This window comes from Nocardia sp. 149-1B (genome assembly GCF_057747975.1).
On the sequence record NZ_CM173233.1, the window covers coordinates 1119440 to 1140044 of the forward strand.

Below are 20605 nucleotides of genomic sequence, written 5' to 3' on the forward strand. Positions count from 1 at the left end.
AGGTCCCGTCCCCGGCGGGACGCAATGACACCAATAGGAAGGAGGGTCCCATGACCCCCACACCTGCACCGATCCACGTAACCATCGACGGCACGAGCTACCCCATCCGCGACAACGACCAGGAAGCAGGGTCGCTGCTGCGCCTGGCTGGTCGTGAGCCGAAGACCTGGGACCTCTTCCTCGTCAAGCGCAACGGCGTCGAAGAGAAGATCGCCGATGCCCGAATCGTCAACCTCAAGGACGGCGAGCAGTTCGTCACCCGCCAGAAGATCCGGTTCACCATCGACGGCGAACCGCACACCACCTACGACGACGACCAGGCCGCGGCTGCTCTGCTCTGCCTCGCTGGCGTCGACCCGATCGGCTACGACCTGGCGCGCGTCCGGGACGGTAGCGAGCCCGAGACGTTCCGGGACGAGCAGATCGTGACGATCAAGAACGGCGACGAGTTCGTCACCGCCAAGCGCGTCGGCGGTGTCGCGTGACCGACACACCCCTTCCGACCGCAGCAACCCAGCAGTTCGTCGACGACTTGACCGCTGCAGGCGCCCCTGCCCGGATCGATGGCGAGCGGATTCTGTACGACGTTATGGCCGTCGGTGGAGCCGTCAACGGACAGATCGTGACGACAGGCGTCAGCATGTCCGAGGTGCAGAGCTGGCCGATGGTTCCGCCGCACTGGATCCACCTGCCCGCGTCGATCGCCTTCGAGGCTACAAATATGGACGAGACAGACTGCCCGCCCGGATGGAATCGACACTCCCGGGAATTCACCTTCACCGACATGTCGACGCCCCCGGCGCTCGCGTGGCTCCGGCACGTTCGCGGCTTCATCTCCATCGCCGTCTCGAAGGCTGCCTAAGGTGCGGTACTCCGTGGCGATGACCGGCGAGGTCGCCGAGGCCATGCGCGTCCACCTGATCCGCGACGACAGCCAAGAGGATGTGCTCATCGCCACCTACGTTCTCTCCACCGGTGACGAGCGCACAACCGCGCTCCTCAGGACTTTGGTCCTGCCGGGTGAAGGGGAGCGCCTCGTCCACGGGAACGCCTCGTTCACCAGCGGATACGTCCTGCGCGCCTCGAACCAGGCCCGCGCGCTGGGACACGGGCTCGTGCTACTGCACTCCCACCCCGGCGGCCGCGGCTGGCAATACCTGAGCCACATGGACCATGAGACCGAGTCGGAATACGAACGTGTCGCTCGCGCCATGACCAAGATGCCCCTTTTGGGTATGACGCTCGGCGGGCGCGACACTTCCTGGTCGGCTCGATTCTGGTTCGACAAGACCGCGCCGACCTGGGCCGAGTCGGTACGGACTGTCTCCACGAAGCTCGCCGTAACCTGGAACGACGATCTGCGCCCGGTGCCCACCGTGACCAACTCCCAGGAACGCACCGTCTCCTCGTGGGGCGAGCGCACTCAGGGATCCATCGCGCGCCTCCGCGTCCTCGTCGTCGGCACCGGCAGCGTTGGACTCGACATCGCACAGCGCCTCGCCGCGACAGGCATCGCAACCGTCGGTCTCATGGACTACGACGCCGTAGAGACCGTGAACCTGGACCGAATGATCGGCGCCACACGCCTTGATGCCGCCCTTGGACGATCCAAGACAGACGTTGCTGCCCGCCTCACACGATCGTCTGCAACCGCGGAGTCAATCGACATCCGCCGACACGAGCTCAGCATCACCGATCCCATCGGACTGCAAGCCGCACTCGACTACGACGTGATCTTCTCCTGTGTCGACCGCCCATGGCCTCGGGCCGTTCTCAACGCTATCGCCTACGCCGATCTCATCCCAGTCATCGACGGCGGCATTGCCCTCGACACCTTCCCCGACCACCGCATGCGCAACGGGATCTGGCGTTCACACACGCTCGTCCCCAAGCGTCCGTGCATGGTCTGTCTCGGCCAACTCGTCCTCGGCGACGTAGCCCTCGACAAGCAAGGTCTACTCGAGAACCCGGAGTACATCGCCGGCGCAGGACGTGAGGAGCCCTCTCGGCAGAACGTCGCGTCTCTGTCCGCGAGCGTCAGCGCCGCACTTCTGGCCCAGTTCGTCAGCCTCACGGCAAACCCCGGACACCGCGGCGTACCCGCACCTTTGCGTTACATCCTCTCGTCCCACACCCTTGAACACTCCACAGCGACCTCAGGCACTTATTGCCCCTATGAAAACGCGACCGCAGTCGGGGATGGGCGCATCCCAATCGTTGAGCACCGAGACGACTGGCGCGAAGCCGTTGCCAAGCGAAAGGAGCGACCAGCCCCCCTTCGCCTTCGTGTCCTCTCGGTGATCGAGGACCGACTGCAGCGCGCTATCTCCCGCCTGAACTAGCACCACTGGCCGAGGGCGCTGAGGGCTACCCGACATTCGGAGTCGTTGCCGGACCCGTGTGAACTCACACTTAGCCTCGGCGTAGAGCACCCGCGTCATTCTGGGCGGAATGCCCGCCCGACCAGGCCCCCAACCAGAGCGGCGCGGCCGGGCCCGGAGCGGCTCAGCGGTAGAACCCCAGGAAGCTGCGCGAGGCGGCGTCGACGATCTCCTCGGGGGTGGCCTCGAGGGTGCCGGTGAGCCACCGGGTGATCAGCTCGGCCATCCCGCCGATGAACAGCACGCCCGCGATCTCGTCGTCGTGCTCGCTGCGCCCCGGACCGCCCGCGAGCACGCGGGCCTCCTCGGCGGAGCGGTGCGCGAAGTGGTGCAGCAGCTCGGTGCGGCGGTGTCGCAGTGCGGGCAGAGCACCCGCCTCGATGATCGCGACCCGGCCCTTGCGGGGGTCCTCGACCAGCAGGTCGACGAACGCCCGCACCGAGGCGCGCACCCGCTCGGCCGGATCGTCACCGCACCCGTCGGCCGCGGCCGTGGCGAGCTCCTCGATCTCCAACGCGACCGCGTCGAGCACTGCGGTCAGCGCGTCGTCGAGGGTGCGGAAGCTCTCGTAGAAGTACCGCTCGCTCAGGCCGGCCTCGGCGCAGATCCGGGTCATCGTGGTGGTGACCGCGGGGTCGGCCCAGACCGCGAGCGTGGCCTCCATCAGCCGTTCCCGGCGCGCGGCTGCCCGCGTCGCGGCGGGAACGCCGCGGTACACACCTGCCTGCACGGCCATGCTGGTCAGCCTCTCACGGGGCACTGCCGTGCCGGCCGATGCCAGACATTGACAGGATGCCCTTCCTGAATCATCGTGGCCTGCGGGGACCGAGAGGACACGAGGAGTCACCATGGCGGACCGGGCCGCGATCGAGGTGCCGTCGGACGTGCGCGAGGTGCCACCACTGAGGCCGGGCGACCGCGGTCTCCCAGTCGTCGGGCGGTTCCTCGACTACACCCGCGACCCCCTCGGGGTCTTTCGGCACCAGTGGGAGACGTACGGCGCGGTCTCGCCGTTCCGCGCCGTGCTGGGCACCGGGGTGATGCTGCTCGGCCCCGACGCCTGCGAGGAGGCGCTGCGCAACAAGGACAAGGCGTTCGCCAACGAGCCGGCCTGGGGCCGGATCGTCGGCCCGTTCTTCAACCGCGGCCTGATGCTGCTCGACTTCGAGGAGCACCACGGCCACCGGCGGATCATGCAGGAGGCCTTCACCCGCGACCGGCTCGCGACGTACGCCACGCGCATGCATCCTGCGATCGCGGCGGGCACGGCAGCGTGGGATGACGATCCCGACTTCCAGGCCTACCCGGCGCTCAAACAGCTGACGCTCGACATCGCCGCGGACATCTTCATGGGCGGCGCAGGGGAGACCAGCCGGGCCGAGATGGACCGGGTCAACCGTGCCTTCGTCGCCTGCGTCCAGGCCGCCGCCGGCGTCGTGCGCGCCAACGTGCCGTTCACCCGGTGGGGTCGCGCCCATCGAGGCCGTGCGGTGCTCGAGGAGTTCCTGCGGCACTACCTGCCGGCCAAGCGAGCGACCCGCACCGACGACATCTTCTCGGTGCTCTGCCACATCGAGAGCGAGGACGGCGAGCGGTTCAGCGACGACGACGTCGTCAACCACATGGTCTTCTTGATGATGGCGGCCCACGACACCTCCACGATCACCACCTCCACGATCCTGCAGCTCCTCGGTCAGCACCCCGCGTGGCAGGAGCGGTGCCGGGCCGAGGCCCTCGCGCTCGGCCCCGAGCCCACGCTTGCCGAGCTCGAGAGCCTCCAGGCTCTCGACTGGGTGATGAAGGAGGCGCTGCGGCTGCACGCGCCGGTGCCGGTCCTGGTCAGGCGGGCCGTCAAGGACACCGTCGTCCAGGGCTGCCGCATCCCGGCCGGGACCGACGTGATGGTCGGCGTGCAGTTCTCCCACCTGATGGAGGAGTACTGGACCGACCCGATGACGTTCGACCCCGAGCGCTTCTCGCCCGACCGGCGCGAGGACCACTCGCACCGCTACGCCTGGGAGCCGTTCGGCGGCGGCGTGCACAAGTGCATCGGGCTGTACTTCGCCGGCATGGAGGTCAAGGCGATCCTGCACCGGCTTCTGCGCGACCACCGCTGGAGCGTCGACCCTGGCTACGTGCCGCCCTTCGACAACCACTCGCTGCCGTTCCCGAAGGACGGCCAGCCGATCGACCTCGTCAGCACCAGGAGAGAACGATGACCGCTCACCGCCAGATCGCCGGACTGTCCATCATCGTGACGGGCGGCGCCCGCGGGATCGGCAGAGCGACCGTCGAACGCTTCGCCCGCCAGGGCGCCTCGGTCGCCGTCGGCGACCTCGACACGGCGCTGCTGCAGGAGGTCGCCGCGCCGTACGGCGAACGCGTCGCCACCGCCCGCCTCGACGTCACCGACCCGGCCTCGTGGCGGGAGTTCCTCGCCGCGGTCGGTCACCTCGGTCCCTGGGACGTGCTGGTCAACAACGCCGGCATCATGCCGCTCGGCTCGGTGCTCAAGGAGCCCGACGAGGTGACCCGCGCGATCTTCGACGTCAACGTGCACGGCCCGATCAACGGCACCAAGGCCGTCGGCCCCGGGATGGTGGAGCGCGGGCGCGGGCACATCGTCAACGTCGCCTCGGCGGTCGGGCGGCTCGCGGTGGCCGACGGGGCGTCGTACTCCGCCTCGAAGTTCGCGGTCGTCGGTTTCAGCGAGGCCACGCGGGCCGAGCTCGCGCCGTTCGGCATCGACGTCTCCGTGGTGCTGCCGACCGTCGTGCAGACCGAGCTGTCCGCCGGCGTGCCCGCCGCGAAGGGCGTCGCCCCGGTCACCGCCGACGACGTCGCGGAGGTGATCGAGAGCGTCGTGCGCAAGCCCAAGGCCGAGGTCTGGGTGCCGCGCTGGGTGCAGGGCCCGACCAAGACGATCCAGGCGATGCCGCGGCGGGTGCAGGACACCTTGGCCAAGCTGAACGGTGCTTCCGACGTGCTGCGGCAGGCCGACCCGGCGGCGCGGGCCGCCTACGAGGCTCGCGCCCGACGCGGCGCGGAATAGGCGCCACCGCACGTCCGGTTGCACACTCAGGCAGTGCCACGACGACCGGAAGGGCGCCCCTGATGACGACGACCGCGCCCGCGACCGGGCTGACCCCGAGCACTCGGGCCTCCCACTTCGCACTGGCGGTCCTCGCGCTCGCACTCGGCGGCTTCGCGATCGGCACCACGGAGTTCGTGACGATGGGCCTGCTGCCCCAGATCGCCGACGGGGTCGACGTCTCGATCCCGAGCGCCGGGCACCTGATCTCGGCGTACGCCGTCGGGGTGGTGGTGGGCGCGCCGCTGATCGCCGTGTTCGGCGCCAAGCTGCCGCGCCGGGGACTGCTGATCGGCCTGATGGCGGTGTACGCCGGCTTCAACCTGCTCAGTGCGCTCGCCAGCGGGTACGGCGTGCTGCTCCTGGCGCGGTTCCTCGACGGCCTGCCGCACGGCGCCTACTTCGGTGTCGCCTCGTTGGTGGCGGCGAGCCTGGCGCCGCCCGCGCGCAAGGGGCGTGCGGTCGCGTCGGTGATGCTCGGTCTCTCGGTCGCCAACGTCATCGGCGTGCCGGCCGCGACCTGGCTCGGTCAGCAGGCCGGGTGGCGCGCGGCCTACGTGTCGACCGCGGCGATCGCGGCGGCCTCGATCGTGATGATCCTGTTCTTCGTGCCCTCCTGCCCGGGCAACCCGGCAGCCACCGGCCGGCGCGAGCTGCTGTTCTTCCGCAACGGCCAGGCGATGCTGACGCTCCTTGCGGGTGCGGTGGGCTTCGGCGGGCTGTTCGCCGTCTACTCCTACATCGCGCCGACGGTCACCGAGGTCGGCGGGCTGTCCGAGGGTGCGGTCCCGGTCTTCACCGCGGCCTTCGGCTTCGGCATGGTCGCCGGCACCTGGCTGGCCGGGCGGCTGGCCGAGTGGTCGGTGTTCCGGACGCTGATCGGGTCCGGCATCGGGTCCGGCCTGGTGATGCTGGTCGTGTGGGCGGCCGCGCCGTACGGCTGGCTGCTGCTGCCCGCGGTGTTCCTGGTCACCGCGATCGGCTCGGTGCTGGTGATCAACCTCCAGCTGCGGCTGATGGCCGTCTCGGGAGAGGCCCAGACGCTGGGCGCGGCCATGAACCACGCCTCGCTCAACCTCGCCAACGCGTTGGGCGCCTGGCTCGGCGGGGTCGTGATCGCCGCCGGCTACGGCTACCGGGCGCCGGCGCTCGTGGGGGGCGCGCTCTCGGTGGTGGGCGTGGCCGTGCTGCTCTGGTCGGCCTCGCTCCACCGGCGCGACGAGGTCGCTCCGGAGTACTCCTCGGCCAGCAGGTCGTAGCCCACCAGGTCGATCGGCGTGCCGTCCCCGGTGTGCGCGGCCCGGCGCTGCACGCCCGTACGCCGCATCCCGTTGTCCTCGAGCACTCGCAGCGAGGCGAGGTTGGGTGCTGCGGCGTACGCCGCGAGCCGCTGGAGCCCGAGGGTCTCGAACCCGTGCCGGATCGCGAGTCCGGCCGCGCGGCTCGCGATGCCGCGATTGCGGGCGGCCGGGTGCGTCCAGTAGCCCACCTCGGGCTCGGTGGCGACCCGGTGGAGACCGACAGCGCCGAGCAGGGTGTCGTCGTCAGGCGTGCAGACCGCCCACGTGACCGTGTGGTTGGTCGCGAGCCGCTCGGTGACCTGCTCCAGGTAGGCACGCGCCTCGGCCTCGCCCGGGTCGCGGGGGAAGAAGGACAGCCAGTACTGGGTGTCCTGGTCGCCCAGCCCCTCGGCGATCCGCGTCACGTCGGCATCGGTGAAGGGCCTCAGCCGCACCCCGTCGCCGTCGATGACGGGGTTCTGCAGCCAGGTCGTGCGCGGCTCGCGGGGGTCGTCGCGCAGCAGCGTCCCGATCCATCCGTCGATGAGCTCGCCGCGCTGTGGAAGCCACCGGCGGATCGTCCCGTCGTAGGAGAACCCGAGCCGCCAGGCCACCTTGCGGGAGGCCCAGTTGCCGACGTTGGCCCTCCACATCACCGTGTGCAGGTCGCGCGTCTCGAAGCCCCAGTCGAGCAGGAGCCGCAGCGCGCGCTCGACCACCCCGGTGCCGCGGACGGCGGGGTGCGACCCGTAGGCGATCTCGGCGCGGCCCGAGCCCTCGTTGCGGAGCGAGACCGTGCCGGCGTACCGCCCCTCGTGCTCGACCGCGAACACCCACTCCGAGTCATCGCCCCAGCGCGCGGGGCAGAACTCCTCCACGAAGCTCCGTGCGTCGTCCATCGAGTACGGCACCGGCACCGTCGTCCACCGCTGAGAGGACGGGTCCTGGCACTGCTCGAAAGATCCCTGCGCGTCGGCGGGCCGGTGGCCCCGGAGCGTCACGATGCCGTCGGTGAGGGTGGGGGCGGGCATGCCGGAACCCTCTCAGTGGCCGCGGAGGGGCGGCAAACCGTTAACCCCGGATGCCGGCCCGCCGACCGCCATGGGCGAGAATGTCGACCATGTCCACCACGACCGCACCCGAGGTCTCGGCAGCTGCGCAGGGCGCTACCACCGCCCGCCCGCGGGTGCTCTCCGGCATCCAGCCGACGGCCGACTCGTTCCACTTCGGCAACTACCTCGGCGCGCTGCGGCAGTGGGTGGACCTGCAGGACGAGTACCAGCCGTTCTTCTTCATCGCCGACCTGCACGCGATCACGGTCGAGCAGGACCCGAAGGTGCTGCGCGAGCGCACGCTGCGGGCCGCCGCCCAGCTGATCGCGATGGGCATCCAGCCCGAGCGGTCCGCGATCTTCGTGCAGTCGCAGGTCCCCGAGCACGCCCAGCTGGGCTGGGTGCTGCAGTGCCTGACCGGCTTCGGCGAGGCGCGCCGGATGACGCAGTTCAAGGACAAGTCGGCCAAGGGCGGGGAGGGCGCGGCGAGCGTCGGGCTGTTCACCTACCCGATCCTCCAGGCGGCCGACATCCTGCTCTACCGGCCGCACTACGTGCCGGTGGGAGAGGACCAGCGCCAGCACCTCGAGCTCACCCGCGACCTCGCGCAGCGGTTCAACAGCCGCTACAAGAAGACGTTCCGGCTGCCCGAGCCCTACATCCTCAAGGCCACGGCGAAGATCACCGACCTGCAGGACCCCACGGCGAAGATGTCCAAGTCGGCGTCCTCGCCCTCAGGCATCGTTGAGATGCTCGACGACCCCAAGGTGTCGGCGAAGAAGATCCGCTCCGCGGTGACCGACTCGGGCTCGGAGGTCCGGTTCGACGTGGAGACCAAGCCGGGCGTCAGCAACCTGCTGACGATCTACTCGGCGCTCACCGGACGCGCGGTCGCCGACATCGAGCAGGAGTACGCCGGGCGCGGCTACGGCGACCTCAAGAAGGACCTGGCCGAGGTGGTGGTCGAGTTCGTGACGCCGTTCCGTGAGCGCACCCTCGAGCTCCTCGACGACCAGGCGTACCTCACCGACGTGCTGCGCCAGGGCGCAGAGCAGGCCGGCGCGGTCGCCCGGAGCACGCTGAGCGACGTCTACCAGCGGGTCGGCTTCGTCCCGGTCGGCCAGTAGGGTCTCCCACGTGCCGACGATTGGCGTAGCGGTCGCGATCCCCGAGCCCTGGGCGTCCCAGCTCCAGGACTACCGGAGGGACGTCGGCGACCACACGGCGGCGATGATCCCGACCCACATCACGCTGGTGCCGCCGACCGACATCGACGGCCTGCACCTGGCCGAGGTCGAGAAGCACCTCGAGGAGGTGGCGGCCGAGACCGGCTCGTTCCGGGTCCACCTGCGGGGCACCGGCACGTTCCGCCCCGTCTCCCCGGTCGTGTTCGTCAGCCTCGTCGAGGGCATCTCCCGATGCGAGCAGCTCGCGAAGGCGCTGCGCCGGGGCCCGCTCGAGGTCGACCTGCAGTACCCCTACCACCCCCACGTGACGATCGCCCACCACCTCGAGGACGACCTGCTCGACCAGGCCTTCGGCGAGCTCGCGGGCTTCGAGTGCCAGTTCGAGGCCGAGCGCTTCCACCTCTACGTGCACGACGACCGCGACGGTTGGCGGCCCACGCGCGACTTCCCGCTGCGGGCGGCCCAGGCGCGCTGATGGCGTCGGTCGGGCGGCGGGCCGGGGAGCGGGTCGCCGCGCTGCGGCGGCGGCGCCCGCTGGTCGACCACCTGGTGCGGATGCAGGAGCACTACGGCGCCGTGAAGGCCGGCCAGCAGGCCGGCGCGATGACGTACTTCGCGTTCCTGTCGTTCTTCCCGATCCTCGCCCTGTCGTTCTTCTTGGTGGGCCTGGTCTCCCAGGTCTACGACGGCGCCGACGAGAACCTGCGCTCGGCGATCAACACCGTCCTGCCCGGCATCATCGGCACCCGCCCAGACCAGCTCTCCCTCGACGACATCCGGACGTTCTCCGGCTGGGCCGGCCTGATCGGTCTCGCCGGTGTCCTCTACTCCGGGCTCAGCTGGGTCTCGGCGCTGCGCGACGCCCTTGTCGTGGTCTTCGAGATCCCCGAGCGGGACCAGCCCGGGTTCGTCGGGGGCAAGCTCCGCGACCTCCTCACGCTGGCCTCGCTCGGCGTCGTGCTGCTCGTCGCGGTCGCCGTGACCGGCTTCGTCAGCGGCTTCTCCGGTGACGTCATCGGGTGGTTCGCGCTCGGCGCGGACCTCGGCTGGATCGTCACGCTGGTGACGGTGGTGCTGGGGCTCGCCGCCAACGCGCTGCTGTTCTACCTGGTCTTCCGGCTGCCGGCCGAGCCACACACCCCGCGGCGCTCGCTGTGGCAGGGGGCGCTGTTCGGCGCCCTGGGCTTCGAGGCGCTCAAGCAGGTGTCGAAGTACCTCCTGCAGTCCACCAAGGACCAGCCCGCGTTCCAGGCCTTCGGCATCGCGCTGATCGTCCTGGTGTGGATCAACTACTTCTCCCGCGTCGTCCTGTACGCCGCCGCGTTCGCCCACACCGCACCCGAGGCCCGAGCCGCCCGGGTGGTCGAGGAGGCGCCACCCGTGCAAGGCCCGCCCTCGCCGCCGGTCGCCGCGCGGGCGGAGCCCGTCTCGGGGCCCACCTGGCTCCCGTCGTACGTCGCGGGCGCGGTGAGCACGCTGGGGATCGTGGCCGTCTGGAACAGACGGTCGAGGCGACGCTGACCGGCGGCGCGCGAGAGGCAACCAAATCGCCTCCGGCCGCGTCCCAGTGCGTAGCATCCCTGGCACGTCTCGGTATCGGAGGTCGGACATGAGTCGTCGGCGTCGAACTGCCCGCGATCAGGCACTGCGGCTCAAGGTCGCCCGAGCCAAGGGACACCGGCGGCGGGCTCGGATGAGCCGGGCTGCCGGCGCAGCGACAGCGGCCGCGGTCGGTCTGGCCGGGCTGGGGGCGATGCCAGGGCCGGCCTCCGCTCGTCTCGCGAACGCCGCTCCCGCGAACGCCTCTGGCGCCCGCGGGCAGTGCGGCGGCGACGTCGCGACGCCGGGGAGCTCGCCCTCGGACATCGTCGGGATGGGCGGTGCGGTCTTCTTCATCGCCGACGACGGAGTGCACGGGCGAGCGTTGTGGACCTCGGACGGGACCACCGCCGGCACCGTGCTGGTCAAGGACCTGGCCGCCACCGACGGCTACTACGACCGGCCCTCCCAGCTCACCGCCGTGGGCGGCACGTTGTTCTTCTCCGCCGACGACGGCACCCACGGCCGGGAGCTGTGGAAGTCCGACGGGACCACCGCCGGCACCGTGCTCGTCAAGGACATCAGCCATGACGACTCCGAGTACGGCGGACCGGCCGCACTCACGGCGGTGGGGGACACGTTGTTCTTCACCGCCGACGACGGCACCCACGGCCGGGAGCTGTGGAAGTCCGACGGCACCCGCGCCGGCACCGTCATGCTCACGAACCTCCCGTCCGGCGGCTACTACGACAACGGACCGTCCGGCCTGACCGCGTCGGCGGGCAGGCTGTTCTTCTCCGCCGACGACGGCACCCACGGTCAGGAGCTGTGGAAGTCCGACGGCACCCGCGCGGGCACGTCGATGGTCAAGGAGATCCGCCCGGGGCAGTACGGCGGGACGCCCGGAGGGTTCGCCGCCAGCGGAGGCACGGTGTTCTTCACCGCCCGAGACGGCGTCCACGGAGCTGAGCTGTGGAAGTCGGACGGGACCGCAGCGGGGACCGTCCTGGTGAAGAACATCAACCCCGGCGCCGGGTCGTCGCGCCCGAGCTACCTGACCGAGTCGGGTGGCACCGTGTTCTTCACCGCCGACGACGGCACCAACGGGCGGTCGCTCTGGGCCTCCGACGGCTCCGAGGCGGGCACGGTCCTGGTGAAGAGCATCAACCCCGGCAAGCAGTCCGACTACGGCGCCACGGGACTGACCGACGTCGGCGGGACCCTGTTCTTCCGCGCGGACGACGGGGTCCACGGCTACGAGCTGTGGAAGTCTGACGGCTCCGCGGCAGGCACCGTCCTGGTCAAGGACATCGCCCCGGACGTCTACAGCAGCTCGCCGTACTCCTTGGTCAACGGAGCCGGCACGGCGTTCTTCGTCGCGGGGGACGGCTTCCACGGCCGGGAGCTGTGGAGGTCTGACGGGACCGGGGCGGGGACCACGATGGTCGACGACATCGAACCGTCCGGGTCCGGCGAGGGTCCGGGCTCGCTCGCCGCCCTCGGCCGGAACGTGTTCTTCCGAGCCGACGACGGCGTCCACGGCAGTGAGCTCTGGACGTCCGACGGCACCGCGGCGGGCACCCACCTGGTCGCCGACATCAACCGGGGTGGCGGGTTCACGGTCAGCGACGAGGGGAAGCCCGACACCGACGCGGGCACGCTGCGGTTGAAGGTCGCGGTCGACGGCGCCGGCACCCTGACGGTCGCCCCGGGGGCGAGGTCCGAGATCAGACGGTCGCGGACCGACGTGAGCCGCGCCGGTGAGGTCGTGGTGACGCTCAAGCCCACTGCGGCCGGCCTGCAGGAGCTGAGGAAGACCGGCGAGCTGGTGGTCCGGGCGCGCTTCACGTTCACGCCGTGCGGAGGCGAGGGCAGCAGCGTGGTCCGCCGGTACGCACTGAGGCTGCGGTGAGCGCTGGGGCCAGTTCTGGGGCCAGTGCTGCGGGTGATGCGACCGAGGTCCGGTTCCGGCACAGCACCACCTTCGCGCAGGTTCTCGAGGAGGCTGGTTGCTCGCTGCTGGTCTCGACCTACCAGGCCGGGCAGCTCTTCGCCATCGGCGTGCACGAGGGCCAGCCGACCTTCTCGTTCCGCCGGTTCGACCAGGCCATGGGCATCGCAGTCGGGACGGACCGGATCGCGGTCGGGGGCAAGGGCCAGGTCTGGTCGCTGCGCGACCATGCCGAGCTCGCGCCGCTGATCGCGCCCGCCGGTCGCCACGACCGGTGCTGGCTGCCGCGCACCTCGATCGTCACCGGGTCGATCCAGTGCCACGAGGTCGCGTGGGGCACCACCGACGCGGGCCAGCCGGAGCTGTGGGTCGTGAACACGAGCTTCTCCTGCTTGGCGGGCCTCGACTCGCGCTACAGCTTCGTCCCGCGGTGGCGGCCGCCGTTCATCTCCGGGCTCGCCGCTGAGGACCGGTGCCACCTCAACGGCGTGGCGATGCGCGAGGGGGCACCCGCGTTCGTCACCGTGATGGCGCAGACCGACGAGCCCGCCGGCTGGCGGGCCGTGCGCAACGACAGCGGCGCCGTGCTCGACGTCGCCTCGGGCGAGCCCGTGACCACCGGCCTCGCCATGCCGCACTCACCGCGTTGGTATGACGGTGGCCTGTTCGTGCTCAACTCCGGCATGGGCCGGCTCGAGCGGGTCGACCCGGCGACCGGGCAGCGCGAGGCGATCGCGGCGGTCCCGGGCTATGCCCGCGGCCTCGCCCTGCAGGGTGGGCTCGCCTTCGTGGGCCTGTCGAAGATCCGCGAGACCGCGATCTTCGGCGGTGCGCCGATCGCTGCGCACCACGACCAGCTGGTGTGCGGGGTCGGGGTGATCGAGCTGGCCACCGGGAACACCGTTGCCACGCTCCAGTTCGAGACGGGCGTGACCGAGATCTTCGACGTACAGGCGGTCCCCGGCGCGCGCTGCCCGACGCTCGGCGGCGACGAGGAGATCTGGCTGCTGCCGTCCTGAAATGACGTTGACCCGCCCGAAAGTCTCGGGCGGGTCAACGTTGAAAGGGATCAGTGACCGTGGACCAGAGCGGTACGCAGGTCGCGGTTGAGCTGGGAGATCACGTCGAGCGGGATCTCCTTGGGGCACGCGGCCGCGCACTCACCGATGTTGGTGCAGCCACCGAAGCCCTCGTGGTCGTGCTGGGCGACCATGTCCACCACGCGGGAGTGACGCTCGGGCTGGCCCTGCGGGAGCTCGCCGAGGTGGGTGACCTTGGCGCCCAGGAACAGCGACGCCGACCCGTTCGGGCAGGCCGCGACGCACGCCCCGCAGCCGATGCAGGCCGCGGCGTTGAACGCACGGACCGCGTCGTCGCGGGGGACCGGCACCGAGTGGGCCTCGGGTGCCGCGCCGGTGTTGACGGAGATGAAGCCGCCGGCCTGGATCATCCGGTCCAGCGCCCCGCGGTCGACGACCAGGTCCTTGAGCACCGGGAACGCGTCCGCACGCCACGGCTCGACGACGATCTCGTCGCCGTCCTTGAACGAGCGCATGTGCAGCTGGCAGGTCGTGGTGACCTCCGGACCGTGCGCCTGACCGTTGATCATCAGGCCGCACATGCCGCAGATGCCCTCGCGACAGTCGGAGTCGAACGCCACCGGGTCCTCGCCCTGGCCGTTCAGCTGCTCGTTGAGGACGTCGAGCATCTCGAGGAACGACATGTCCTCGGAGACCTGGTCGACCTCGTAGGTGTGCATCGCGCCCGAGGACGCGGCGTCCGGCTGCCGCCAGATCTTGAGAGTGACCTTCACTTGTAGCTCCGCTGCTTCATCTCGATGGCCGTGTAGACGAGGTCTTCCTTGTGCAGGACAGGCAGTGCACCGTCACCGCCGAACTCCCAGGCCGCGACGTACGCGAACTGGTCGTCGTGGCGCAGGGCCTCGCCGTCCTCGGTCTGGGACTCAGCCCGGAAGTGCCCGCCGCAGGACTCGCGGCGGTTGAGAGCGTCGACGCACATGAGCTCGCCGAGCTCGAAGAAGTCGGCCACCCGGCCGGCCTTCTCCAGCGACTGGTTCAGGCTCTCGGCGGTGCCGAGGACCTTCACGTTGCGCCAGAAGTCGTCCCGCAGGCTGCGGATGAGGTCGATGGCCTTCTTCAGGCCGTCCTCCGTGCGCTCCATGCCGCAGTACTCCCACATGATGTTGCCGAGCTCGCGGTGGTAGGAGTCGACGCTGCGGGTGCCGTTGGTGCTGAGGAAGTGCTGGACGCGGTCCTCGACCGACTTCTTGGCCTCGGCGACCGCCGGGTGGCTCTCGTCGATCTTGTCGAACGGGCCGTCGGCGAGGTACTCGCGGATGGTGTTCGGCAGCACGAAGTAGCCGTCGGCCAGCCCCTGCATCAGCGCCGAGGCGCCGAGGCGGTTGGCGCCGTGGTCGGAGAAGTTGGCCTCACCGGTGACGAACAGGCCGGGGATCGAGGCCTGCAGGTCGTAGTCGACCCACAGCCCGCCCATCGTGTAGTGCACGGCGGGGTAGATCCGCATCGGCACCTCGTAGGGGTTCTCGCCCGTGATCTGCTTGTACATGTCGAAGAGGTTGCCGTACTTCTCACGGACGGCGTCCTCACCGAGGCGGGCGATCGAGTCGGCGAAGTCGAGGTAGACGCCACGCCGGACGCCGTCGACCTCGGGGCCGACACCGCGACCCTCGTCGCACACGTTCTTCGCACCGCGTGACGCGATGTCGCGGGGGACCAGGTTGCCGAACGCCGGGTAGATCCGCTCCAGGTAGTAGTCGCGGTCCTCCTCGGGGATCTGGCGGGGGTCCTTCTCGCAGTCGGCCTTGTTCTTCGGCACCCAGATCCGGCCGTCGTTGCGCAGCGACTCCGACATCAGGGTGAGCTTCGACTGGTGCGAGCCCGCGACCGGGATGCAGGTCGGGTGGATCTGCGTGTAGCAGGGGTTCGCGAAGTACGCGCCCTTGCGGTGCGCCCGCCAGGTGGCGGTCACGTTGGAGCCCATGGCGTTCGTCGACAGGTAGAAGACGTTGCCGTAGCCGCCACTGGCGAGCACCACGACGTCGGCGAGGTGGGTCTCGATCTCACCGGTGACCATGTCGCGGGCGATGATGCCGCGCGCCCGGCCGTCGGCCACGATCAGCTCGAGCATCTCGTGGCGGGTGTACTCGGTGACCGTGCCGGCCGCGACCTGACGCTCCATCGCCTGGTAGGCACCGATCAGCAGCTGCTGGCCGGTCTGCCCGCGGGCGTAGAAGGTACGAGACACCTGGACGCCACCGAACGAGCGGTTGTCGAGGAGTCCGCCGTACTCGCGGGCGAACGGGACGCCCTGCGCGACGCACTGGTCGATGATGTTCGCGCTGACCTCGGCCAGGCGGTACACGTTCGACTCACGAGAGCGGTAGTCGCCGCCCTTGACCGTGTCGTAGAAGAGACGGTGGGTCGAGTCACCGTCCTCCTTGTAGTTCTTCGCGGCGTTGATGCCGCCCTGCGCCGCGATCGAGTGCGCGCGGCGAGGGGAGTCCTGGTAGCAGAACGACTTGACGTTGTAGCCGGCCTCGCCGAGCGTGGCGGCGGCCGCGCCGCCGGCCAGGCCGGTGCCCACGATGATGATCGAGAGCTTGCGGCGGTTCGCGGGGTTGACCAGCCGGTTGTCGAACTTGCGGTTGGTCCAGCGGTCCCGGATCGGGCCGGTCGGCGTGCGCGGGTCGACCAGCGGGTCACCCGGTGCGTAGTAGCCCTGAGCGTCGTCGGAGACCTGCACCGGTGGCTGGTTCGTCGGGGTGCTGTGGGAGGGGTCGAGGGAGGATGCCATGAACAACGACTCCTTAGTCGATGACGCCGAAGAGGACGAACAGGGGCACCAGCGAGAAGCCGCCTGCGATGACGATCGCGACCACCCAGCCGGCGATCTTGGCGCGGACGCGCGCCCGCGCGGTGCTGGTCCAGCCGAGCGTCTGGAGAGAGCTCCACGTGCCGTGGTGCAGGTGCAGGCCCAGGGCTGCCATCGCGACCAGGTAGATGATCGTCATCCACCACTGCTGGAAGGAGTCGACGACCAGGTTGTAGGGGTCGTTGGTCGCTCCGCCGGTGGGGTTGATCTTCACGACGGTGAAGTGGAGCAGGTGCCACACGACGAAGAGCAGCAGCGTGACGCCGCCCCAGCGCATCGTGCGGGAGGAGAAGCTCGAGCCGAGGTTCTTCTTCACGACGTACTTGTTCGTGCGCGCCTTGCCCGAGCGGTGCCACAGCGCCAGCGCGCTGTAGACGTGCAGGGCGAGCGCCACGAGCAGGCCGAGGCGGAGGATCCACAGCAGACCCTCGCGCGGGAGGATCGGCTCACCGAAGGTGCGCAGGTGCTCCGCGTATGCGTTGTACGTGTCATGGCCACCGAAGGCCTTGAGGTTGCCGTACATGTGCATCAGCACGAAGGCGATGAACAGGAGGCCGCTCACGGCCATCAGAATCTTCAGGGTGATCGTCGAGCGTGATGCTCGCGCCCCCTTGACCAAGGTCGTCGTTGCCACGTTGCGACACGCTACCTGGGCTACTGGTCGGTAGCCCCACCCGAGTGTGTGACATAGGTCGGATTAGGGAGAATTCAGGACCTTCGTCCCCGCGTTCGGGACCGTCAGCGGGCGATAGTGGGCCTCGACGAGCTCGTCGACGGCGTCGTGCCAGGTGCGGGTCGCGAGCTCGCGCGCCCTCGATCCGAGCAGGTCCCGCCGCCGGTCGGCGGCCACGGCCGCCACCACCCGGGCCAGCGCGTGGTCGTCCGTCGGGTCGTAGAGCAGCCCCGTCTCCAGGTGCCGTACGACGTCCGGGGCGCCCCCGGACCGGGGTGCCACGACCGGCACCCCCGCAGCGCCGGCCTCGCGCAGCGCGTGGCTGCAGGTCTCGTGCTCACCGGGGTGGACCAGCACGTCCAGGCTGGGCAGCACCGCGGTCAGCTCACCGGTCGGCAGCTCGCCGGTGAACTTCGCCTCGGGCAGGCGCGCCTCGAGCCAGCCGCGCTGGGGGCCGTCGCCCACGATCACCGGGCGGATGCCGGGCACCGTGGAGAGGGCCGCGAGCCGGCGTACGTCGTGACGCTTGCGCAGGCTCCCCACGTAGCCCACCACGACGAGCGGGCGGGTGCGCGACCGCGCCCGCGACCACCGGTCGTGCAACCACTCGTCGCGCAGCGCGGGGGTGAAGGCCGCGGTGTCCACCCCGGGCGCCCACCAACCGGCCTCGACCTCGAACTCGGCGAGCCGGCCCACCATCCAGCGGGAGGTCACCAGCACCCGGTCGGCGCGTTCGGCCACCCGGCTCCGCCAGTAGTCCGCGGTCACGTCGAGCAGCGGCGACTGCTCCACCACGAGGGCGGGGACGCCGAGCCGGTCGGCGTGCTTGAGGGCCTTGCGCCCGACGGGGCCCGGCGAGGTCACGTGCACCAGGTCCGGCCCGAACCGCTCGAGCGCAGAGCGCACCTGCCCACCGGTGCGCTCCAGCGGCCGGATCCGGACGACCTCGCTGGCGCCGTACGACGCAATGCCCGGGCCGGGCGCGATCACCTGCACCGTGTGCCCGGCTCCCACCAGGCGGTCGGCCACGGCCTTCACCGTGGTCGTCGTGCCATCCACCGCGGGGAAGAACGTCTCGGTCACCAGCGCGATCCGCATGCCGCCACGGTGCCTCCGGGTGGTGTCCGGGCCGCTGCCTCCAGGTGGATGTCGCGTGAACCTCGCCCGGGCCCCCGCGCGACTACGACAACATGTCGACCAGCGCCCGCGAGACGACGTACGTCGCACCCCCGAGCGCCGCGCCGACGACGATCGTCACCAGCAGGATCGTCACGACCGCGCGGGCGATCGCCGCCCGCCTCGACTGCACCTCCGTCGAACCGTTCATCACACCTCCCCGAGCTCCACCTCCGACACCGGTGGGACGCACGGAGGTCGGCGTCGGTTGTCGGCGAGCGAGGTCGCGCCACGGCGATCAAGCCGGTGTCGGTGGTCGGTGCTTGGCTGTTCTGGTGGCGGACCCGGAGGTGGTGATGACGGTCGACGAGGCCGGGCGCAGTCTCCTGCGCATCGCGGCCGAGGGGCCGGAGGTGGCGAGGTTCCACGCGCTGCTGCGCGACGAGGCGGCCAAGCTCGCCGCGTTGGGCGACACCAGCCCGCTCGAGGCGCGCATGGCCCGGGCGCTGGGAGTGATCGCGGAGCGGCAGGTGGCGCTCGACCTGTCCGCGACGTCGCAGCCGACATGGTGGCGCACCGCCGGAGGGTGACGCTCGCGCTTGTTACCGGCGCGGACCGACCTTCGGCCCGCGGGTGCGGGACCTAGGTCGTGACCTGGTCCGAAAACGTCACATCGCGTGGCCGGTGGCTGTGCGATCGGCCTATCGTGCAAGTCATGAGTGTCGAAGGTGGAGTGGAAGGCGGCTTGGACGAGCCCGCGAAGCTCGAGCCCGAGCAGGGGTCGCTCGACCTCGCCTCTCCGGAGGATGCCTGGACGATCGCGGACTGGGAGAAGGGTGCGGCGGCGGTCCTGCGCAAGGCGCGGCGGCTGACCGACGAGGACCCCGACGACCTGGTCTGGAAGAAGCTGACCCGCACCACCCTCGACGGCATCGGCGTCACGCCGCTCGGCACCCGCGCCCTCCTCGACGAGGTCGTGACCAGCGGTCGCCCGGTGCGCCAGGGTGACTGGGACGTCCGCGCGTACGTCGACGGCGGCGATGCGAAGGTCGCGAACGACGAGGCGCTCGGTGACCTCGAGGGCGGCGTCACCTCGCTGTGGGTCCGTGGCGGATCCGACCTCGCCACGCTCCTCGACGGGGTGAAGCTCGACCTCGCCCCCGTGGTGCTCGACGGTGTGGACCCCGCTGCCTTCCTGGCGTACGCCGAGGGCCACGAGCTGCACCCCGCGACCAACCTGGGCGTGCCCGCGGACGCGGCGACCGCCGAGGTGGCCCGCCTGGCACTCGACCGTCACGTCCTCGGCTTCGTCATCGACGCCACCCCGGTCCACGATCGTGGCGCCTCGGACGCCCAAGAGCTCGCCTGGTCGATGGCGGCCGGCGTCACCTACCTCCGGGCCCTGGCCGACGCCGGCTTCTCGGTCGAGCAGGCCGCGCAGCTGGTCGAGTTCCGCTACGCCGCGACCGACGAGCAGTTCCCCACGATCGCCAAGCTCCGCGCAGCGCGCCGGCTCTGGGCCCGAGTTCTCGAGCTCAGCGAGTCGGCTGACGTCCCGCAGCGCCAGCACGTGGTCACCAGCCGGCCGATGATGACGCGCTACGACCCCTACGTGAACATGCTCCGCACCACGGTCGCGGCCTTCGCCGCCGGCGTGGGCGGAGCCGACGCGGTCACCGTGCTGCCGTTCGACAGCCCGCTGGGCCGGCCCGAGCAGCTCGGCCGCCGGGTCGCGCGCAACACCTCCCACCTGCTCATCGACGAGGCCCACGTGGCCCATGTCGTGGACCCGGCCGGTGGCTCCTACGCGGTCGAGAAGCTGACCGACGAGCTGGCGCTGGTGGCCTGGGACCTGTTCGGCAAGCTCGACGCCGGTGAGGGCCTGGACGACGCGATCGCGGCGGCCGTGGCGAAGCGGGCGGCCGAGATCGCTCGCCGAAGGCGTCCGATCACGGGCCTGAGCGAGTTCCCCAACGGCGCCGAGGTCCTGCCGCAACGCGCGCCGTGGGACGCCTGGGACGGGGTGCAGCCGTACGGCGCGGCCTTCGAGGCGCTGCGCGACGAGCCGGCGGCGACGCCGGTCTTCCTGGCGACGCTCGGCACGATCGCCACCCACACGGCCCGCGCGACGTTCGCCACGAACCTGTTCGCCGCCGGCGGCATCTCGGTGGAGCTCGCCGGTGCCACCGCCGACCCCGACGAGGTGGTCGCGGCCTACGCCGGCCAGCCCGTCGTGTGCCTGGCGGGCGCCGACCCGACGTACGCCGAGTGGGGTGCCGAGGCGGCCGCCGCCCTGCGCGCCGCCGGTGCTCAGCACGTGATCATCGCGGGCAAGCCGACGGACTACGTCGACGACTCCTGCGCACTGGGAGTCGACGCCTTGGACTTCCTGACCCGGACGAGGGAGAAGCTGTCGTGACCGT

The 20605-nt window shown here is 70.6% G+C and carries 19 protein-coding genes and 1 pseudogene; 13 read left to right on the forward strand and 7 right to left on the reverse strand.

What is annotated here, in order from left to right:
- Positions 1-50 precede the first annotated feature (50 nt).
- The 3 genes from AC3ANS_RS05365 to AC3ANS_RS05375 are packed head-to-tail and all read left to right on the forward strand — an operon-like array spanning position 51 to position 2342.
- Positions 51-485: a hypothetical protein gene (locus AC3ANS_RS05365; RefSeq protein ID WP_488295135.1), complete on the forward strand. Its 435-nt coding sequence runs from the start codon at positions 51-53 to the stop codon at positions 483-485.
- Positions 482-862, forward strand: coding sequence for a hypothetical protein (locus AC3ANS_RS05370; protein WP_488295136.1), 381 nt, complete (start codon positions 482-484; stop codon positions 860-862). Before AC3ANS_RS05365 ends, AC3ANS_RS05370 begins: the two co-directional genes overlap by 4 nt.
- A gap of 19 nt (positions 863-881) precedes the next feature.
- Positions 882-2342 carry a HesA/MoeB/ThiF family protein gene (locus tag AC3ANS_RS05375; protein ID WP_488295137.1) on the forward strand — a complete coding sequence of 487 codons (1461 nt, stop codon included), beginning with the start codon at positions 882-884 and terminating at the stop codon, positions 2340-2342.
- A gap of 163 nt (positions 2343-2505) precedes the next feature.
- Here AC3ANS_RS05375 and AC3ANS_RS05380 read toward each other — a convergent pair whose 3' ends face one another.
- Positions 2506-3117 (reverse strand): TetR/AcrR family transcriptional regulator, encoded by a 612-nt coding sequence (locus AC3ANS_RS05380; RefSeq protein WP_488295138.1) that lies wholly within the window; start codon positions 3115-3117, stop codon positions 2506-2508.
- A gap of 112 nt (positions 3118-3229) precedes the next feature.
- Here AC3ANS_RS05380 and AC3ANS_RS05385 point away from each other — a divergent pair, with 112 nt between their 5' ends.
- The 3 genes from AC3ANS_RS05385 (at position 3230) to AC3ANS_RS05395 (ending at position 6731) form a co-directional block, all read left to right on the forward strand.
- Entirely contained in the window at positions 3230-4600 is a 1371-nt protein-coding gene (locus AC3ANS_RS05385; RefSeq protein ID WP_488295139.1) for a cytochrome P450, read from the forward strand.
- Complete coding sequence (locus AC3ANS_RS05390; protein ID WP_488295140.1) at positions 4597-5433, forward strand: SDR family oxidoreductase; 837 nt, start codon at positions 4597-4599, stop codon at positions 5431-5433. The genes AC3ANS_RS05385 and AC3ANS_RS05390 overlap by 4 nt, the downstream gene beginning before the upstream one ends.
- 62 nt (positions 5434-5495) lie before the next feature.
- Positions 5496-6731: an MFS transporter gene (locus tag AC3ANS_RS05395; protein WP_488295141.1), complete on the forward strand. Its 1236-nt coding sequence runs from the start codon at positions 5496-5498 to the stop codon at positions 6729-6731.
- Between the two features lie 74 nt (positions 6732-6805).
- On the opposite strand, the pseudogene AC3ANS_RS05400 reads toward AC3ANS_RS05395, so the two are convergent.
- Positions 6806-7783 (reverse strand): annotated as a pseudogene (locus AC3ANS_RS05400) (GNAT family N-acetyltransferase); the annotation flags it as partial.
- An 80-nt stretch (positions 7784-7863) separates the two neighbouring features.
- Between AC3ANS_RS05400 and trpS the strand changes: the two are divergent.
- The 5 genes from trpS (at position 7864) to AC3ANS_RS05425 (ending at position 13500) form a co-directional block, all read left to right on the forward strand.
- The gene (gene trpS, locus AC3ANS_RS05405; RefSeq protein ID WP_488295142.1) at positions 7864-8931 is read left to right on the forward strand and encodes a tryptophan--tRNA ligase; all 1068 of its coding nucleotides are present in this window, start codon (positions 7864-7866) and stop codon (positions 8929-8931) included.
- A gap of 10 nt (positions 8932-8941) precedes the next feature.
- Positions 8942-9466 carry a 2'-5' RNA ligase family protein gene (locus AC3ANS_RS05410; protein ID WP_488295143.1) on the forward strand — a complete coding sequence of 175 codons (525 nt, stop codon included), beginning with the start codon at positions 8942-8944 and terminating at the stop codon, positions 9464-9466.
- Entirely contained in the window at positions 9466-10512 is a 1047-nt protein-coding gene (locus tag AC3ANS_RS05415; RefSeq protein WP_488295144.1) for a YihY/virulence factor BrkB family protein, read from the forward strand. Before AC3ANS_RS05410 ends, AC3ANS_RS05415 begins: the two co-directional genes overlap by 1 nt.
- 88 nt (positions 10513-10600) lie before the next feature.
- Positions 10601-12442 carry an ELWxxDGT repeat protein gene (locus AC3ANS_RS05420; RefSeq protein WP_488295145.1) on the forward strand — a complete coding sequence of 614 codons (1842 nt, stop codon included), beginning with the start codon at positions 10601-10603 and terminating at the stop codon, positions 12440-12442.
- A complete protein-coding gene (locus tag AC3ANS_RS05425; RefSeq protein WP_488295146.1) occupies positions 12439-13500 on the forward strand; it encodes a TIGR03032 family protein in 1062 nt (353 codons plus the stop codon). Before AC3ANS_RS05420 ends, AC3ANS_RS05425 begins: the two co-directional genes overlap by 4 nt.
- A 50-nt stretch (positions 13501-13550) precedes the next feature.
- Here AC3ANS_RS05425 and AC3ANS_RS05430 read toward each other — a convergent pair whose 3' ends face one another.
- The 5 genes from AC3ANS_RS05430 to AC3ANS_RS05450 all read right to left on the reverse strand — a co-directional run bounded on the left by AC3ANS_RS05430 (position 13551) and on the right by AC3ANS_RS05450 (position 18393).
- Positions 13551-14294 carry a succinate dehydrogenase/fumarate reductase iron-sulfur subunit gene (locus tag AC3ANS_RS05430; RefSeq protein WP_488295147.1) on the reverse strand — a complete coding sequence of 248 codons (744 nt, stop codon included), beginning with the start codon at positions 14292-14294 and terminating at the stop codon, positions 13551-13553.
- Positions 14291-16315 (reverse strand): fumarate reductase/succinate dehydrogenase flavoprotein subunit, encoded by a 2025-nt coding sequence (locus AC3ANS_RS05435; protein WP_488295148.1) that lies wholly within the window; start codon positions 16313-16315, stop codon positions 14291-14293. The genes AC3ANS_RS05430 and AC3ANS_RS05435 overlap by 4 nt, the downstream gene beginning before the upstream one ends.
- A 13-nt stretch (positions 16316-16328) precedes the next feature.
- Entirely contained in the window at positions 16329-16955 is a 627-nt protein-coding gene (locus AC3ANS_RS05440; protein WP_488295149.1) for a succinate dehydrogenase cytochrome b subunit, read from the reverse strand.
- Between the two features lie 135 nt (positions 16956-17090).
- Positions 17091-18164: a glycosyltransferase gene (locus tag AC3ANS_RS05445; RefSeq protein ID WP_488295150.1), complete on the reverse strand. Its 1074-nt coding sequence runs from the start codon at positions 18162-18164 to the stop codon at positions 17091-17093.
- An 82-nt stretch (positions 18165-18246) separates the two neighbouring features.
- Positions 18247-18393 carry a hypothetical protein gene (locus AC3ANS_RS05450; protein WP_488295151.1) on the reverse strand — a complete coding sequence of 49 codons (147 nt, stop codon included), beginning with the start codon at positions 18391-18393 and terminating at the stop codon, positions 18247-18249.
- A gap of 124 nt (positions 18394-18517) precedes the next feature.
- On the opposite strand from AC3ANS_RS05450, the gene AC3ANS_RS05455 reads away from it, so the two are divergent.
- Positions 18518-18772, forward strand: coding sequence for a hypothetical protein (locus tag AC3ANS_RS05455; RefSeq protein WP_488295152.1), 255 nt, complete (start codon positions 18518-18520; stop codon positions 18770-18772).
- A 125-nt stretch (positions 18773-18897) separates the two neighbouring features.
- Positions 18898-20601 carry a methylmalonyl-CoA mutase family protein gene (locus AC3ANS_RS05460; protein ID WP_488295153.1) on the forward strand — a complete coding sequence of 568 codons (1704 nt, stop codon included), beginning with the start codon at positions 18898-18900 and terminating at the stop codon, positions 20599-20601.
- Positions 20602-20605 lie beyond the last annotated feature (4 nt).

Coding starts and splice junctions, on each gene's coding strand:
- AC3ANS_RS05420 (WP_488295145.1), top strand. CDS start 10,601: ATGAGTCGTCGGCGTCGAACTGCCCGCGATCAGGCACTGCGGCTCAAG.
- AC3ANS_RS05385 (WP_488295139.1), top strand. CDS start 3,230: ATGGCGGACCGGGCCGCGATCGAGGTGCCGTCGGACGTGCGCGAGGTG.
- AC3ANS_RS05365 (WP_488295135.1), top strand. CDS start 51: ATGACCCCCACACCTGCACCGATCCACGTAACCATCGACGGCACGAGC.
- AC3ANS_RS05380 (WP_488295138.1), bottom strand. CDS start 3,117: ATGGCCGTGCAGGCAGGTGTGTACCGCGGCGTTCCCGCCGCGACGCGG.
- AC3ANS_RS05460 (WP_488295153.1), top strand. CDS start 18,898: ATGAGTGTCGAAGGTGGAGTGGAAGGCGGCTTGGACGAGCCCGCGAAG.
- trpS (WP_488295142.1), top strand. CDS start 7,864: ATGTCGACCATGTCCACCACGACCGCACCCGAGGTCTCGGCAGCTGCG.
- AC3ANS_RS05445 (WP_488295150.1), bottom strand. CDS start 18,164: ATGCGGATCGCGCTGGTGACCGAGACGTTCTTCCCCGCGGTGGATGGC.
- AC3ANS_RS05435 (WP_488295148.1), bottom strand. CDS start 16,315: ATGGCATCCTCCCTCGACCCCTCCCACAGCACCCCGACGAACCAGCCA.
- AC3ANS_RS05395 (WP_488295141.1), top strand. CDS start 5,496: ATGACGACGACCGCGCCCGCGACCGGGCTGACCCCGAGCACTCGGGCC.
- AC3ANS_RS05450 (WP_488295151.1), bottom strand. CDS start 18,393: ATGAACGGTTCGACGGAGGTGCAGTCGAGGCGGGCGGCGATCGCCCGC.
- AC3ANS_RS05375 (WP_488295137.1), top strand. CDS start 882: ATGACCGGCGAGGTCGCCGAGGCCATGCGCGTCCACCTGATCCGCGAC.
- AC3ANS_RS05415 (WP_488295144.1), top strand. CDS start 9,466: ATGGCGTCGGTCGGGCGGCGGGCCGGGGAGCGGGTCGCCGCGCTGCGG.
- AC3ANS_RS05390 (WP_488295140.1), top strand. CDS start 4,597: ATGACCGCTCACCGCCAGATCGCCGGACTGTCCATCATCGTGACGGGC.